The sequence below is a fragment of the Bacteroidota bacterium genome (genome assembly GCA_016713925.1).
Classification (GTDB): Bacteria; Bacteroidota; Bacteroidia; order AKYH767-A; family OLB10; genus JAJTFW01.
This window is the reverse complement of the sequence record JADJOH010000007.1, coordinates 276,567-292,500: the sequence shown is the minus strand read 5'-3', so window position 1 is coordinate 292,500 and position 15,934 is coordinate 276,567. Positions and strand designations below refer to the sequence as shown.

The 15,934-nt window shown below is 42.1% G+C and carries 11 protein-coding genes, 1 rRNA gene and 1 pseudogene (1 of these 13 running past the window's edge); 7 read left to right on the top strand and 6 right to left on the bottom strand.

Translation table 11 applies throughout. The features are described 5' to 3' along the window. A 16S ribosomal RNA gene (locus IPJ86_09220) occupies positions 1–1,348 on the bottom strand; it reaches 175 nt to the left of the window's first position. A 571-nt stretch (positions 1,349–1,919) separates the two neighbouring features. Between IPJ86_09220 and IPJ86_09215 the strand changes: the two genes are divergently transcribed. From IPJ86_09215 to IPJ86_09200, 4 genes are read left to right on the top strand one after another with little or no spacing between them, the layout of a single operon-like run. Beyond that, positions 1,920–2,852: an ATP-binding cassette domain-containing protein gene (locus IPJ86_09215; GenBank protein ID MBK7887464.1), complete on the top strand. Its 933-nt coding sequence runs from the start codon at positions 1,920–1,922 to the stop codon at positions 2,850–2,852. Beyond that, on the top strand, positions 2,849–4,180 hold the full coding sequence (locus IPJ86_09210) for an ABC transporter permease (protein MBK7887463.1): 1,332 nt from the start codon (positions 2,849–2,851) through the stop codon (positions 4,178–4,180). Before IPJ86_09215 ends, IPJ86_09210 begins: the two co-directional genes overlap by 4 nt. Further along, the gene (locus tag IPJ86_09205; protein ID MBK7887462.1) at positions 4,181–5,101 is read left to right on the top strand and encodes an exopolyphosphatase; all 921 of its coding nucleotides are present in this window, start codon (positions 4,181–4,183) and stop codon (positions 5,099–5,101) included. 7 nt (positions 5,102–5,108) lie between these two features. Further along, the gene (locus tag IPJ86_09200; GenBank protein ID MBK7887461.1) at positions 5,109–6,275 is read left to right on the top strand and encodes a sigma-54-dependent Fis family transcriptional regulator; all 1,167 of its coding nucleotides are present in this window, start codon (positions 5,109–5,111) and stop codon (positions 6,273–6,275) included. A gap of 513 nt (positions 6,276–6,788) precedes the next feature. On the opposite strand, the gene IPJ86_09195 is transcribed toward IPJ86_09200, so the two are convergent. Genes IPJ86_09195 through IPJ86_09180 form a run of 4 tightly spaced genes read right to left on the bottom strand, consistent with a single transcriptional unit; the run spans position 6,789 to position 9,914 of the window. Then, positions 6,789–7,094, bottom strand: a complete 306-nt coding sequence (locus tag IPJ86_09195; GenBank protein MBK7887460.1) for a heavy-metal-associated domain-containing protein — start codon at positions 7,092–7,094, stop codon at positions 6,789–6,791. Positions 7,095–7,126: 32 nt separating this feature from the next. Further along, a complete protein-coding gene (locus tag IPJ86_09190; GenBank protein MBK7887459.1) occupies positions 7,127–7,411 on the bottom strand; it encodes a hypothetical protein in 285 nt (94 codons plus the stop codon). A gap of 4 nt (positions 7,412–7,415) precedes the next feature. Further along, positions 7,416–9,368, bottom strand: a complete 1,953-nt coding sequence (locus tag IPJ86_09185; GenBank protein ID MBK7887458.1) for a TonB-dependent receptor — start codon at positions 9,366–9,368, stop codon at positions 7,416–7,418. Positions 9,369–9,428: 60 nt separating this feature from the next. Next, positions 9,429–9,914: a hypothetical protein gene (locus IPJ86_09180; protein ID MBK7887457.1), complete on the bottom strand. Its 486-nt coding sequence runs from the start codon at positions 9,912–9,914 to the stop codon at positions 9,429–9,431. 105 nt (positions 9,915–10,019) lie between these two features. Here IPJ86_09180 and eno point away from each other — a divergent pair, with 105 nt between their 5' ends. From eno to IPJ86_09165, 3 genes and pseudogenes are all read left to right on the top strand, one after another. After that, a complete protein-coding gene (gene eno, locus IPJ86_09175; protein ID MBK7887456.1) occupies positions 10,020–11,309 on the top strand; it encodes a phosphopyruvate hydratase in 1,290 nt (429 codons plus the stop codon). 21 nt (positions 11,310–11,330) lie between these two features. Then, the gene (locus tag IPJ86_09170) at positions 11,331–11,729 is read left to right on the top strand and encodes a hypothetical protein (protein ID MBK7887455.1); all 399 of its coding nucleotides are present in this window, start codon (positions 11,331–11,333) and stop codon (positions 11,727–11,729) included. Between the two features lie 78 nt (positions 11,730–11,807). Beyond that, positions 11,808–13,121, top strand: a pseudogene (locus IPJ86_09165) (citrate (Si)-synthase). 91 nt (positions 13,122–13,212) lie between these two features. Here IPJ86_09165 and IPJ86_09160 read toward each other — a convergent pair. Then, positions 13,213–15,903 carry a T9SS type A sorting domain-containing protein gene (locus IPJ86_09160; protein ID MBK7887454.1) on the bottom strand — a complete coding sequence of 897 codons (2,691 nt, stop codon included), beginning with the start codon at positions 15,901–15,903 and terminating at the stop codon, positions 13,213–13,215. Positions 15,904–15,934 lie beyond the last annotated feature (31 nt).

Here is a 15,934-nt window from a genome sequence, read left to right as displayed (position 1 = left end):
GATACGCGATTACTAGCGAATCCAGCTTCATGAGGTCGAGTTGCAGACCTCAATCCGAACTGAGAATGAGTTTAGAGATTAGCATCACATTACTGTGTAGCTGCCCGTTGTCTCATCCATTGTAGCACGTGTGTAGCCCTGGACGTAAGGGCCGTGATGACTTGACGTCATCCCCACCTTCCTCACTGCTTGCGCAGGCAGTCTCATTAGAGTCCCCAGCATAACCTGTTGGCAACTAATGATAGGGGTTGCGCTCGTTGCGGGACTTAACCCAACACCTCACGGCACGAGCTGACGACAGCCATGCAGCACCTAGTTTCGTGTCCTTTCGGCCTTTCCCCTTTCAGGGAAATTCACTAACTTTCAAGCCCAGGTAAGGTTCCTCGCGTATCATCGAATTAAACCACATGCTCCTCCGCTTGTGCGGGCCCCCGTCAATTCCTTTGAGTTTCAACCTTGCGGTCGTACTCCCCAGGTGGATCACTTAATGGTTTCCCTTAGACGCTGACTGTGTATCGCCAACATCGAGTGATCATAGTTTAGGGCGTGGACTACCAGGGTATCTAATCCTGTTTGCTCCCCACGCTTTCGTGCCTCAGCGTCAATCATAGCTTAGTGAGCTGCCTTCGCAATCGGTGTTCTATGACATATCTAAGTATTTCACCACTACATGTCATATTCCGCCCACCTCAACTATATTCAAGATAAACAGTATCAATGGCAATTCTACAGTTAAGCTGCAGGCTTTCACCACTGACTTATTTATCCGCCTACGCACCCTTTAAACCCAATAAATCCGGATAACGCTTGGATCCTCCGTATTACCGCGGCTGCTGGCACGGAGTTAGCCGATCCTTATTCTGCAGGTACCATCAGCCCCCGACGCATCGAGGGGTTTTTTCCCTGCTAAAAGAAGTTTACAACCCATAGGGCCGTCATCCTTCACGCGGCATGGCTGGATCAGGCTTGCGCCCATTGTCCAATATTCCTTACTGCTGCCTCCCGTAGGAGTCTGGTCCGTGTCTCAGTACCAGTGTGGGGGATCATCCTCTCAGACCCCCTACCGATCGTTGCCTTGGTGAGCCATTACCTCACCAACTAGCTAATCGGACGCATGTTCATCGCTGACCACCAGAGTTTTGACTATAAAGAGATGCCTCTCCATAGTATTATGCGGTGTTAATCCTCCTTTCGGAGGGCTATTCCCCAGTCAGCGGTAGATTACATACGCGTTACGCACCCGTGCGCCACTCTCATCCAGATATTGCTACCCGAAATCCCGTTCGACTTGCATGTATTAGGCCTGCCGCTAGCGTTAATCCTGAGCCAGGATCAAACTCTCCATTGTAATTAATGTTTGAATTCCAACTTTCGTCAGAATATGATTTGCTCAGATTTCTACTCAATACGAGTCCTAGCTCGTACTGCGCTTGTTATTTCCTTCCAATCCTTCAAAGAACGTTTGATACAATTCAGTGTCGCTACCGACACTTATTACTTGACTTGTTTCAATCTTAATTCAGAACTATTTTCCCGTAATTGGGGGTGCAAAAGTACAAACTCTTTTTCTTCCCACCAAATTTATTTTAATCTTTTTTAAGAACTTTCTCACTTCTCCTTGCGGATATCCGTAAACGGGAGGGCAAAATTACTACGTCTTTTCTCTTTGTCAAATATTTCAGCAAGTATTTATTCAAATAGTTCTTATCTTATTAATAATCACCGACATATTGTTTAAAAAAAGTCCGTCTTTTTCCGATTAATACCGCCACTTTAGCGTCAATATCTCCCATTTCTCTCCTCCATTTTTGCCCAATTCCGCCTTTTTCTTGCATTTGCCTCACTTAATCTTTCTTAAAAATACTGACTTTTCTTTTATCTAAACTACTTTAGCCTCCTGATTTTAGTCTACGATTATTATGAATAACATTCTTGAAGTACGAAATGTATCTAAGTCTTATGCCAAAGATATCGCATTAGATAAGGTTTCTATTACGATTCCTGAAGGTGCAGTTTTCGGTTTACTGGGGCCAAATGGCGCCGGGAAAACTTCTCTTATCAGAATTATTAACCAGATAACGGCTCCGGACTCCGGCGAAGTGCTGTTTAGAAATGAACACCTCCACCCGAAACATACTTCATTAATGGGATATCTTCCGGAAGAACGCGGTCTCTATAAGAAGATGGAAGTGGGTGAACAGGCCCTTTATCTGGCTCAATTAAAGGGGCTCAGCAGAAGCGAAGCCTTGAAACGGTTGAAAAATTGGTTTGAACGCTTTGAAATTAAAAACTGGTGGACAAAGAAAATAGAAGAACTCTCTAAAGGGATGCAACAAAAAGTGCAGTTCATTATAACGGTGGTGCATGAACCTCCTTTACTTATATTAGATGAACCCTTCACAGGTTTTGACCCGATAAATGCGAACCTGATAAAAGATGAGCTGTTGCGCATGAAAGGAAACGGGACCACTATCGCACTGTCCACTCATCGTATGGAGTCCGTGGAAGAACTGTGCACCCACATTGCACTCATTAATAAATCGAAAAAACTATTGGAAGGGCCCGTTCGTGATGTTCGCCGTTCGTTTCGAAGTAATTTATATGAAATTGAATACGAGGGAACCAATATTAGTCTTGCCAACAGCCTTTGGGGCAATTTTGAACTTCTCAGCAATGAAGCTCATGGCGACTGGATGAAGGCCAGTATTAGAATAAATGATGAAGTAAATACCAATGCACTGTTGCAAGGACTGATTCAAAATGTCACGATTCATAGTTTCAGAGAAGTTCTTCCCAGTATGAATGATATTTTTATTCAAAGTGTAACTCAACCTATAAACATCGAATCATGAATAAAATCCTTTTAATTATTCAGCGCGAATACCTGTCGCGGGTAAAAAAGAAATCGTTTATTGTTATGACCATTCTCGGCCCGGTTTTAATGGCCGCATTGGCCCTTTCTCCTGTTATGATTGCGAACTACTCAGAAGATACTGTGAGTAAGATACTCATCATTGATCAGACGCCAGACATTTTCACCTCCGTATTGCCCGGCTCCGAAAGTGTTGTTTTTATTAATAGCAAGCTATCACTTGATTCGGCAAAGGCTGCTTTTGACCCTGATTTGCATTATGGTATACTCTTCCTGCCTTCCGATATGATGAAGAACCCCGGAGGTGCGATGTTGTTTACTGAAAAGCAGGCCAATCTCAGCGTCACCACTTACATTGAGAGTATTCTAAAAAAGCAAATTGAAAACGATAAGCTGAAATCCGCGGGAATCGACCAGAAAACCCTATCATCGATAGAAACGCAGGTGGACTTAAAAACGCTTTCACTTAAGGGAGAAGAAAATAGTGCAGAATTGGCAACCGTCGTTGGGTTTATTTGCGGCTTCCTTATTTATATGTTTATCTTCCTTTATGGAGTACAGGTGATGAGAGGCGTTATTGAAGAAAAATCAAATCGCATTGTGGAAATTATCATCTCTTCCGTTAAACCTTTTCAATTAATGATGGGGAAGATAGTAGGTATTGCCCTGGTAGGTTTAACTCAGTTTTTACTTTGGATTGTTTTAACACTGACATTAACAACGATCGCAGGGAAGGTTCTGGTAGATTCGGGTAAAGACGCTACCGTTATTGCCCAGCAAATGAGTAAGGATAAACTTGATCCGAATGGAATACAAGGGCCAGGGGCAAACAATGAGGTAAAACAGGATGTGATTTCAAAGGTACTTGGACAAATGTCGGGTATTAACTTCCCCTTGATCATAACTTGCTTTATCGTTTATTTTCTGGGTGGCTATCTATTGTACAGTGCTTTATTTGCGGCAATAGGTGCGGCAGTTGATAATGAAACGGAGACGCAGCAATTCATGCTCCCCGTGACGATCCCGCTCATTCTTGCTTTTGTTGTTGCACAATCCATCATTCAGAATCCGGATAGTCAGTTGGGATTTTGGTTTTCCATTATCCCCTTTACCTCGCCGGTGGTAATGATGGTCAGGATCGCTTTTGGTGTTCCGGGCTGGGAACTTGCATTGTCCATTTCTTTGTTAATCTTAGGTTTTATCGGCGCCACCTGGCTGGCGGGAAAAATTTACCGGACAGGAATATTATTGTATGGTAAAAAAATCACCTACAAAGAGCTTTCCCGCTGGTTATTTTACAAAGGGTAGATGCATCCACAGCGTGTTGCCGTAATAGATTGTGGCACCAATACCTTTAATCTATTGGTTGCAGAGAAAAAAGGCGATGGGTGGAAGTTCCTGTGTCGCAGAAAGAGAGTTGTCAAACTGGGTTCACAGGGAATTCGAAACCGGATGATTGGTCCGATTCCGGCACGAAAAGCATTGACCGCCTTGATGGATTATAAAGAATTGATCACCGGTTACAGGGTAGATAAGACGATTATTCACGGCACCGCAGCATTGAGAGATGCTATAAACGGACCTGTTTTGCTCGGCGAGATAAAAAAGAAAACGGGATTTACAATTGAGTTAATTGACGGGGATCGCGAAGCTTTTCTCATCTATAAAGGTGTGCAATCCGCGATGACCCTCCCGGAAAGTTGTTCGCTGATCATGGATATTGGAGGTGGGAGTACGGAATTTATTTTATGCAACAATAAAAAGATTCTTTGGAAAAAAAGTTTCCGGCTTGGCGCCGCCCGATTGGCAGAAACACTGGCCCCTTCAGATCCCATCCGGCCCAAAGAAGTAGCTGAATTAAATAAATTACTTGAAAAAGAACTGGAAAGCCTGCTTCAAGCCTGTGCTAAATTCAAACCGGAAAGGCTCATTGGCTCCAGTGGTTCATTTGATACTTTTGCGAATATTATCCTGAGAAAATCCAATCTGAAACTTGGGCGCAAAACCCATTATGTTTTCAAACTCAGTGAATACCGGACATTACATCGTGAACTACTCTCCTCCACCTATAAAGAGCGGCTACGTATACCGGGTATGTTAAAGATGCGGGCTGATATGATCCTGCTCGCCTCCCTATTGCTTACATTTGTGCTGCGAAAAGCAATAATCAACGAAATCCACCTGAGTACTCATGCTCTTAAAGAAGGCATCCTCGCCGACTTAAAATAATGATCCTATGGCAAAAATTTTAGTAATAGACGACGAAAAAAGCATCAGAAACACTTTGAAAGAGATTCTTGAATATGAATCCCATGAAGTGCAGGATGCTGCAGATGGGCTTGAAGGGTTAAAAAAGATCGAATCAGAAAAATTCGATGTGGTGCTCTGCGATATTAAGATGCCTAAAATGGATGGTCTTGAATTGCTGGAGAAAATCATGGAAATTCAGAATGACACGCCGGTTATCATGATCTCAGGTCACGGAACAATTGAAACGGCAGTGGAAGCGATTAAAAAAGGAGCCTATGATTTTATTTCCAAGCCTCTTGATTTGAATCGCATGCTTATTACACTCCGGAATGCTCTTGACCGCTCAATCTTAGTGAAAGAAACCAAGACACTGAAGAAAAAAATCACCCGTAACAATGATATGGTTGGTAATTCGGAGCCCATTCTTAAAATAAAAGAGATGATTGCCCGCGTTGCGCCAACAGATGCACGTGTTTTAATTACCGGAGAAAACGGAACGGGAAAAGAATTGGTTGCACGATGGGTTCATGAGCAAAGTAATCGAAATGCTTCTCCATTAATTGAAGTCAATTGCGCCGCCATACCTTCGGAGTTAATCGAAAGTGAATTATTCGGCCATGAAAAAGGGGCTTTCACCTCTGCTGTTAAACAACGGATCGGAAAATTTGAACTGGCACATAACGGCACTTTATTCTTAGATGAGATAGGTGACATGAGCTTATCTGCACAGGCAAAAGTTCTACGCGCCTTACAGGAAAATAAGATCACCAGAGTTGGTGGAGAGAAAGAAATACCTGTCAATGTCAGAATAATAGCCGCTACCAATAAGGATTTGCAAAAAGAAATTGAAAAGAATAATTTCCGTGAAGATTTATATCACCGTTTAAGTGTTATTGTAATTCACGTTCCCTCTTTAAATGAAAGGAAGGACGATATTCCACAAATTGCTGAATTTTTTATGGAGCAAATTTGTGAAGACTATAAGATGCCGAAGAAAACTTTTTCGAAAGATGCCTATGAAGAGTTGAAAAAAATCAACTGGACAGGAAATATCAGAGAATTAAGAAATGTGGTAGAGCGTTTGATCATCTTATGCGATAAGACGATCACCGGGACAGATGTCATGAATTTCGCCTCAAAAGCTACTGTGTAGATACCGCTTATACTAAGGAATTCTGTGCTTAATAATCGGGTCAGCCCTTCTCCTAACTAGTACTTTTTAGTGCGGGCTATCAATTTCTTTGAAGATGAATATAATCGCTTTTTCCCTGAGCTTCGACTTTACTTTTCAAACATAAATAATCTTAGTTTTGAATAAAAGAATATTCTGATAAAGAATTTCCTGTTTAAACGCAGCGACCGCCGCGAACGCAGCGTTTAAGTTTGGAATTGTTACTGTTCTATATGGTGTTTTAATCACTCTAATTTACTTTATACCTTCTCTGAGTGAGGTTAAAGTAGAAAACCATTAACTTAACCGACTGAATACATTTAACTTATGATTTTACCCGTGAATGCAGGTAAAAGTCAGGAAATATCAGAGAATTAAGAAATGTGGTAGAGCGTTTGATCATCTTATGCGATAAGACGATCACCGGGACAGATGTCATGAATTTCGCCTCAAAAGCTACTGTGTAGATACAGCTGCTGCGGAGGAATTCTGCTATTAATCGTCGTGTCCGCCCTTCTTACAGCAATCATTCAGATTTTTGTATGCTTTTGGATCGGCAGGAATCGAGTCCGCATCATAGCCGATCATGGAAACAGCCTTTCTGATTTTATCGGGACTTATTTTTTCAGGATTATAAATAACCATCAATTGCTTTGTCTTCAAATCAAGATCTGCGGATTTAACACCCTTTGTGTAAACAATATCATGTTCCAGTTTTTTCTTACACATGGAACATTGGGCACTGGTTTTAATTTGAATGGTATCGGACTGTGAATAAGCCGTTGCCATGGAAAACATCAGTAGAATAACTATTTTAATTTTCAGCATTTTCCTTAATTTTTTGATTTATTAATATTTAATCTGACTCCGGCATAAATTCTTGTTCCCATCACCGGACCCCAGATCTGAGTCGCATCAAAATCCGATCCGAAAGGGTTATCGCTGCCAAGGATGACCTGATGCTGGGTATAATTTAAAATATTTTCAGCCCCCAGATAAACCTCCCATATTTTGAAAACACGTGTAATTTGTCCCATCAACTGAACATAATCCGGTGACTTAGAAAAGCCGGGGCCATTTTCATGATTAACATGATCGGTTCCTGCTGCAAGCGGCAAAGGTTTAGTACCTTCCCACTGCAGTGTAACATCTCCTCCACCGCTCTGAACGGTCGGTATAAGCAATATTAAGAAGTGATTTATTACGCGCCAGCAAGGGTTTAGACAAATCCGGAAAATCAAGATAGTCGGCTTTTACGTCATCAAATCGCCAGGCCGCTTTCATCACGAGTCCCATTACCGGTTCATACGTGACTGTCGCCTGTAATGAACTGGCCGAAGACTCCCCTTTTAGATTATAATAGTAAACCGATGTAGAACTACTAAATTGATCGGAAACCCATTGGTTGTTAAAATAGGTATGATAGGCATCAAGCGCCACACTCCCTTCTTTCCCATTTACTTTAAATCGTGCTGTCAGGTTAACTCCGCCATTCCATGCATCTTCCATTTTCGGTTTTTCCAACACTTCCAATTCCTTTGCACTCACGAACAATCCGATATTATCAGAATATGTATTGGGCGTTCGATACGCTCTTCCCGCCGATGCTCTAAGAATGAGTTCAGGAAGAAAATTATACTTCAGGTTCACCCGGGGAGTGTACAGCCAACCGAATAAATTATGGTAATCCGCTCTGACACCTGCAATGGCTCCGAACTTTGCTTCCTCACACCCATAGGTATATTCAAAATAAACTCCGGGTACCGACTCTGTTCTTGTAAACGCACTATCATCTACCGATTCATCGTACAAGTCATATTTATAATCCAATCCGGTTTTAAATTTATGGTCGGTCCTGCCAATTACACTCATGTAAATGTAATTCGCATATCCCGAATATTGCGTACCCAGATATGATCTCAAACCGAAATAGGCATTCTGATCATGCATTGTAGCGGAGAGTTGCAGACCCATCGATTTATACGGTGTTTCAGGAAAAACTATTCCGGTTTTTGAATAGGCTTCCACGCGACGTGTTTCAATGCGGAAACCATAGGCTTTGGTAGTGAACTTATCTTTTGATTCGTCGAATCCTATATTTCCTCCGGTGCGATCTTCGAGCATGGCTTTCAATCCAAACTGACCTTCGAATTTATTCCTGCTATTGAAATGCAAACGGTTGTAAACATTGATCTGACGATAGAGTGGCATGTCCATAAAATTATCATTATTATGGTCATTCTTCGTTTGCAAACCACTGGCATGACCCATGAACATATAATTCCAGTTTCTCTTTAGCGGCATAGTATAAATAGTATTCAACTCTGCTCTGCCGAAAGCATCTCCGTAAACATTCAGATGCAGCAGCGGTTGTTCTTCAAGCGGCTTTTTAAATTCAACATTGATTTGACCGGTCATCCCTTCGTAGCCATAAGCTACAGATCCCACACCTTTGGTAATCTGAATGGATTCCATCCAGGAACCGGGAATATACATCAAGCCGTAGGGAGTGGCGAGTCCACGGAGGGTAGGGATGGCTTCTCCCAACATCTGTGTATAGATACCGGATAAACCCAACAGCTGAATCTCTCTGGCTCCTGTAACTGCATCCGTATAATTTACATCTACAGAAGGATTGGTTTCAAAGCTTTCGGATAAATTACAACAGGCCGCTTTTAACAACTCGCCCTCGTTCAACAATTCCACATTTCGGGGCTGCAGTGTAGAAATTTCTGTGGATTGCCGTCGTGCAATAATTTCTGCTTCCTTTAATTCCAGCGAGGCATATAAGTTAATAGTTAGTTCTTCCGAGGCCTCCCGCACCACCAGGGTATCTGACAGAAATCCCACATAAGATATTACTAACTGAACAGGCAAAGTGCCGGTAGTTTCGAGCAAAAATCGCCCTTGGATATCGGATACTGTTACGGATTGAAGAGCGGGCAATAAAACTGTGGCGCCGGGCAATGACTTCCCGGAAGATGCATCGCGAACGGTACCTTTAATCGTTATACTTTGAGCTGAGAGGTAGTCGATGGAGACCAGACACAACAGCGTGAATATTATTTTTTTCATGAATCATGGAGTTTAATAAATAAGAACAGGCCGAAGCCAACCCAATAAATTAAACTGTTATCAGACTCTGAAAACACTCAACTCTGCCAATCTTTGCGACAAGGAAACCCATTCATCGAGAGGCGGCGGAGAATCCATCCCTGCAAAACCCAATGAACTATTGAGGAAATTTGAACTATTTAAACAGGTATTTACCATAAAATCAATGGAAAGAAATCCTGCTTCCGGAATTGCTAAAGAAGTTGTTTTATACACCGGAAAATTGAGATAAAAGTCAACGTCAAAACAACAGTTCTCGTCATTGGCCGAATAATATACCTCACTTGAACTTTCATGAGTAGCATTCTGTACAGGGACCTCATTTACAAATGCGGATTGATCCACTTTACATGCATCTCCTTCATCGCTGCAACAATCTCCCGAAATCACTTCTTCGCAAGCTTCTTCCATTTTACAAAAATGTCCGGTATACAACCATCCTGCAGATCCCATAAAGATCAACAAGACCAGTAAGGACAAAAGCGGACGAAACAAGTGACGCAACATGATTTGCAAATTTAGGAATTGTTTATTTAAATATTTGAAGTTTAAATGAAGCAAAACGATAGCTATTTCTTATTTTTACGACCCTCTAATAATAACGTTTCATCTATGAGCTTAATTGTAGCCCTCCACGCCAGGGAAATTCTTGATTCCAGGGGAAACCCAACCATTGAAGTTGAAGCATTTACGCAAGGAGGTTATTCCGGCAGAGCGGCAGTACCATCCGGCGCCTCCACCGGAAAACATGAGGCCGCGGAACTGCGCGATAATGATAAGTCCCGTTATTTGGGAAAAGGGGTACTTAAAGCTGTAAACAATGTCAACACAGTGATTTTCGAAGAGTTAAAGGGGATGTCAGTATTTGATCAACGCGCGATTGATGAGGCGATGATCCGGTTGGACGGCTCTGAGAACAAATCAAATCTGGGAGCGAATGCTATTTTGGGAGTGTCACTTGCGGTTGCGAAAGCTGCGGCTGCAGAATCCGGAATGTCATTGTACAGATATATTGGCGGGGTAAATGCCTGCACCCTTCCTCTTCCCATGATGAATATCCTCAATGGAGGAGCGCATGCGGATAATAAGATTGATTTTCAAGAGTTCATGGTGATGCCAACAGGAGCAGATAGTTTTGCGGAATCGCTTCGTATGGGAACTGAGGTATTTCATACACTAAAAGGTGTTCTAAAATCGAAGGGTTTAAGTACCAATGTGGGAGATGAAGGTGGGTTCGCGCCCAATCTTCAATCGAATGAAGAAGCGATTCAGGCGGTATTGGAAGCCATTGAAAAAGCAGGTTATTCACCCGGCAAGGATATTTTCATTGCCATGGATGCTGCCAGTACTGAATTCTATGATGAGGCCAGTGGGATGTATATTTTTAAGAAATCTACCGGCGACAAATTGACTTCCTCTCAGATGGTTAGTTTTTGGGCGGATTGGTGTAAAAAGTACCCTATTATTTCTATCGAAGATGGTTTAGCTGAAGATGACTGGAAGGGTTGGGACGAGCTGACGAGAGTATTGGGCGATAAGATTCAGTTGGTGGGAGATGATCTCTTTGTCACTAATTCACGACGCCTGCAAAAGGGAATCGATGCGAAAACCGCAAACTCCATTCTTGTGAAGGTCAATCAGATAGGAACTTTAACAGAAACCATTAATGCGGTGAATCTTGCCAAAGAAAATGGTTACACGGCGGTGATGAGTCATCGTTCCGGAGAAACGGAAGATTCCACAATAGCAGATCTTGCTGTCGCGTTAAATACCGGCCAGATCAAAACCGGTTCGGCTTCCCGTTCGGACAGGATTTCCAAATACAATCAGTTGTTGCGGTTGGAAGAAGACCTCGGCGACAGTTCCATCTTTGCAGGAAGAAGTTTTAAATACATTCGATAAAAAATTTAACCATCTTTTAATATGGCCAGGAACAAACACCCCGAAGACGATGAACCTGAAAACTTAGAAAATCAGGACGACCAGGATGAAACGCATGATGTAGAGGAGGAAGATGAAGAAGAGGATCAGGAAGAAGGAGGAGAACTTATTGAAGAACATACCGGTAGTCGACGCAGACGGAAAAAGCGGGTAAAAATTCGCAGGAGAGTCCGCATAAAACGGAAGTCGAGTCCCAAGAAAAAGGCCAAGAAAATGCTTGAAACCGCAGCTTGGGTATTGATCGTAGCGGCCTTCATTATTACCATCATCGTACTTGTATTACAACTTGATCTGAATTCAAAACACCGCAATAAAAAGTCGGTATCCTATAAAACTCAGGAAACAGGATGCACTTATCCTGAAAAACGATACAACGCTTAACCTTATCTATTGGTCGTTGTTGTAACGTTTATTACCTTCGCTCACAGAATCTACCCTTTGCATATAGTATAAAAAATAATGGATCGCTTAAAAGAAAAATTTGCAGAGAAAGCTCTGCCACTCGCTGAAGAAATCAAAACCATGATAAAGGATCATGGACATGTAGTACTGGGTTCCTATACCATAGAACAGGTTTATCATGGCATGAAAGGCATGATCGGCATGGTAACAGAAACTTCTAAACTGGATTCCGACGAAGGGATCCGCTTCAGAGGATATTCTATTCCTGAGCTAAGAGAGAAGTTGCCGAGAGGATCCGGCGGCGAGAATTTGCCGGAGGGGATTTTTTATTTACTGCTTACCGGTGATCTTCCCACAGAAGCAGATGCCAGAGAAGTGAGCAATGCCTGGGCTCGTCGCAGTCATGTGCCAAAGCATGTTTTTGATATGCTGGATATGCTTCCCAAAGGGACACATCCAATGACCCAATTCAGTATGGCCATTCTTGCGATGCAGACCGAAAGTAATTTTGCTGCTGCCTACCGAAAAGGCATCAACAAAAAGCAATATTGGGATCCGATGTTCGAAGATGTGATGAATTGTATTGCACGACTACCGAGGATTGCCGCATACATTTATCGCCGCACTTACAAAGAAGGAGTACATATTGAGCCGGATCCAAAATTAGACTGGGGTGCCAACTTCGCACATATGCTCGGCTTTGATGATGATGGTATGAAAGCTTTGATGCGCTTGTACCTGACCATCCATGTGGATCATGAAGGAGGAAATGTATCGGCTCATGCCACACATCTTGTAGGTTCAGCTTTAAGTGACGTGTATTATTCTCTCTCTGCAGGTATAAACGGACTTGCGGGACCGTTACATGGACTTGCGAATCAGGAAGTAGTACGCTGGATTTATGACTTGCGTGCACATTATGGCGAGAAGATGCCTACGAAAGAAGACATTGCTGATTACGTGAAGAAGACTTTGGCGGAAGGACGCGTAGTTCCGGGTTACGGCCATGCGGTACTTCGCAAAACAGATCCGCGTTATATCGCACAACAGGAATTTGCACAAAACATTTAGCGGACGATGAACTTTTCAAAATCGTGCAGATGCTTTACGGTAGTACCGGAGATTCTTAAATCGACAGGAAAGATTAAAAACCCATGGCCGAACGTTGATGCGCATAGCGGCGTTTTATTGATTCACTATGGCCTGACCGAATATGATTTCTATACCGTTCTTTTCGGTGTATCACGCGCCATCGGCGTACTCACCTCCTTACTCTGGGATCGTGCTTTAGGACATCCGTTAGAGCGTCCGGGATCAGTGACTACGGAGTGGATGAAGGCGCAGATTGAGAAATCGAAAGCTACGGCATAAGACCGCGAAGTCATTTACGTAAGGACAGGTCGCGACCTGTCCTTACGTAAATGACTTCGGTTTATAGATTAAAGTTTAAAGGTTTTAGGGTTTACTGTTTCACAAACGTCGCCCTCATCCCCCCTGATTGAATCAGATATTCACCATTAGCGAGTTGATTTGTTTCGAGTGTTGAAGTTATGGTTGTGACTGTTTTCTCAAGAATTAATTTCCCATAAATATCCGTCAACCTCAACTGCGCTTTTCCATTTTCCAATTGAATGCCTGAGATGTTGATGGAATTCTCCGCGGGATTGGGGAAGACATGCAATTTTCCTTGTGCAGGTGAAGCAGATGCAATTCCGGTGGGGAGAATGATACTGGTTTTTGCTGTATTAGTGATGACAGGTTCGTTGAAGTCGAAGTAGATGGCGGCGAAGTTGGTGATGGAATCGCCGGCGGTGAGGGTTGTTTTGGGTTGAATGCGATAGCGAACGAAGCCGTGTGAGAGGGGTTCGTTGGTGTTGCTATCGGGAAGTAGAATATTTTCAAATTTAAACTCCATGTTGCGCTGGTAATTGATCCAGTTCAGGTTGACGGGATGCGAGGCGTTGGCGAATTCGAAAGTGGAGAGATTGAGTTTGTTGGTATCAATCGGATTCAGAATTTTTACGGTGAAGGCGGTATCGTTGCCGGTGTTTTGAAAGCGGATGATGTACTCTAACCAAGGCGCGTTGCTGAGTTGTGTGGTGGTGAGGGTGTCTTCGTTCACGAGAATATCATTGGGATCAAAGGAGCCGGTGGTGTACACTTCCCAATTGCTGTTATTACAGCTGGGGTTATCATCGGTAGCATAAGGTTCAATATGCACGCTGCTGTTGATGAGTGTTCCGATGGGAAGTCCGGGGTTGACATTTACGGTGACGATGATGCTGCCGGTTTGGAAGGGAGTTAATGACGGGAGATTCCAAATCACTGAATCAGGAAAGATTTGGTTTGGGGTAACTGTTGCGGATTGAAAGGTGACATTTCTATACGGATAAAAATAAACTGTTGGTGTAACTGTGGTGGTTCCATAGTTTCCGTAAGTAATCATATAACTTGCGTTAAAGCCACTGCGGAAATTTCCGAGAGGAGTAATTGTAATACAAACATCTTCAAAACTGCCTTGCGGTTGGATGGCAAAGTCGTTGAGGGAATCGGTATGGTGGATTCCAACGAAAGTTGATGTATGAGATACTGGGGATGGATTAAACCAGTTTACTGATTGGGGGGAAACTGTGAAATTCCCTGTGTCGAGTACTGATAAGATATAATTACCATTTTGATCGGAGAAGGTGAAACGACCTGTGCTTTGTTCAGTAATTTTCCGTACCGGTAAGGGAAATTCCCCACTTTCCTGAATTCCGTTACTATTAAAATCTGCAAATAACTTTCCTGTTATCAAATTATATTTATCAGTTAGTTTTATGATCCAATAATCATAATCACCAAAACAATTTTCAGTTTTATCTCCTGAAATGTTTGATTGAGACATTCCACCCAAAATATATTCACCATCATTTGTATTATCAATAGAGAAAATGACATCATTCCCACTACCTCCAATTGTATTCTGCCAAATTATATTCCCTCCCTCATCAGTTTTAAGTACCCAAACATCAGGCCCAGGCCCCATAGAATTCTCTGTCTTGTCCCCGCTAATATTAGAGAAAGATGATCCTCCCATAATGAATCCGCCATCAGCAGTTTGCCTAATAGAATTTATGTTATCACCTCCAATACCACCAATAGTATTTTGCCATTCTATATTACCTAGAGAATCAATTTTCAATAACCAAGTATCATAATATCCTTTTGAGGCTTCCGTCTTAAGACCAGATAAACTTGAAAGGGAACTCCCACATAGAATATAACCCCCATCATTCGTTTGTTCAATTGAAGTTAATTCGTCCTCTAAAGTTCCACCAATTGTCTTATCCCATTGTAGATTACCTAGCGCATCCGTTTTCACAATCCAGTAATCATAATCTCCAAAACTATTTGTTGTTTTATCTCCTGAAATATTCGATTCTGAGTATCCACCCAAAATACACCCCCCGTCCGTGGTAAGTTGAATAGATACGAGTCTATCATCTTGACTTCCTCCAATCGTATTTTGCCATTGGATTAAACCCAAACTATTTACTTTAACGATCCAGTAATCCCAATTTCCAAAACAATTATCGGTTTTATCCCCAGAAATATCAGAGTTTGAATGCCCACCTAAAATATATCCTCCATCAGTAGTCTGCTGTATATCGAATAACTCATCTACACGAGTACCGCCAATTGTATTCTGCCACAATATATTTCCCAATGAGTCTATTTTGACAATCCAATAATCACTAGCTAATATAAAAGTACCAATACGATCTTCGGTCTTATCTCCAGAAATATTTGAAGTAGAGTATCCACCTAAAATATATCCTCCATCATTAGTCTGTTCAACTGAATTTAGCCTATCGAAAGCTGCACCCCCAATAGTATTCTGCCATTGGATACTTCCTGTCGAATCAATTTTTACAATCCAGTAATCTCGATCACCTAAACAACTTTCTGTTTTATAACCTGATATACTTGAAGAAGAAATTCCGCCAAATATATATCCACCATCGGTAGTTTGCTGAATTGAATACAACCCGTCACTTGAACTCCCCCCAATCGTCCTTTGCCATTCAATTTCCTGAGCAAATACCGGTGATGTATAGGTAAACAAAATCAGTATTAATTTAATAAATAGCCTTTGATTGAAATTTTCCATGTTATTATAACTTTTGATGGTTCAGTTTAAA

Coding starts and splice junctions, on each gene's coding strand:
- IPJ86_09205 (MBK7887462.1), top strand. CDS start 4,181: ATGCATCCACAGCGTGTTGCCGTAATAGATTGTGGCACCAATACCTTT.
- IPJ86_09185 (MBK7887458.1), bottom strand. CDS start 9,368: ATGAAAAAAATAATATTCACGCTGTTGTGTCTGGTCTCCATCGACTAC.
- IPJ86_09180 (MBK7887457.1), bottom strand. CDS start 9,914: ATGTTGCGTCACTTGTTTCGTCCGCTTTTGTCCTTACTGGTCTTGTTG.
- eno (MBK7887456.1), top strand. CDS start 10,020: ATGAGCTTAATTGTAGCCCTCCACGCCAGGGAAATTCTTGATTCCAGG.
- IPJ86_09200 (MBK7887461.1), top strand. CDS start 5,109: ATGGCAAAAATTTTAGTAATAGACGACGAAAAAAGCATCAGAAACACT.
- IPJ86_09210 (MBK7887463.1), top strand. CDS start 2,849: ATGAATAAAATCCTTTTAATTATTCAGCGCGAATACCTGTCGCGGGTA.
- IPJ86_09160 (MBK7887454.1), bottom strand. CDS start 15,903: ATGGAAAATTTCAATCAAAGGCTATTTATTAAATTAATACTGATTTTG.
- IPJ86_09215 (MBK7887464.1), top strand. CDS start 1,920: ATGAATAACATTCTTGAAGTACGAAATGTATCTAAGTCTTATGCCAAA.
- IPJ86_09170 (MBK7887455.1), top strand. CDS start 11,331: ATGGCCAGGAACAAACACCCCGAAGACGATGAACCTGAAAACTTAGAA.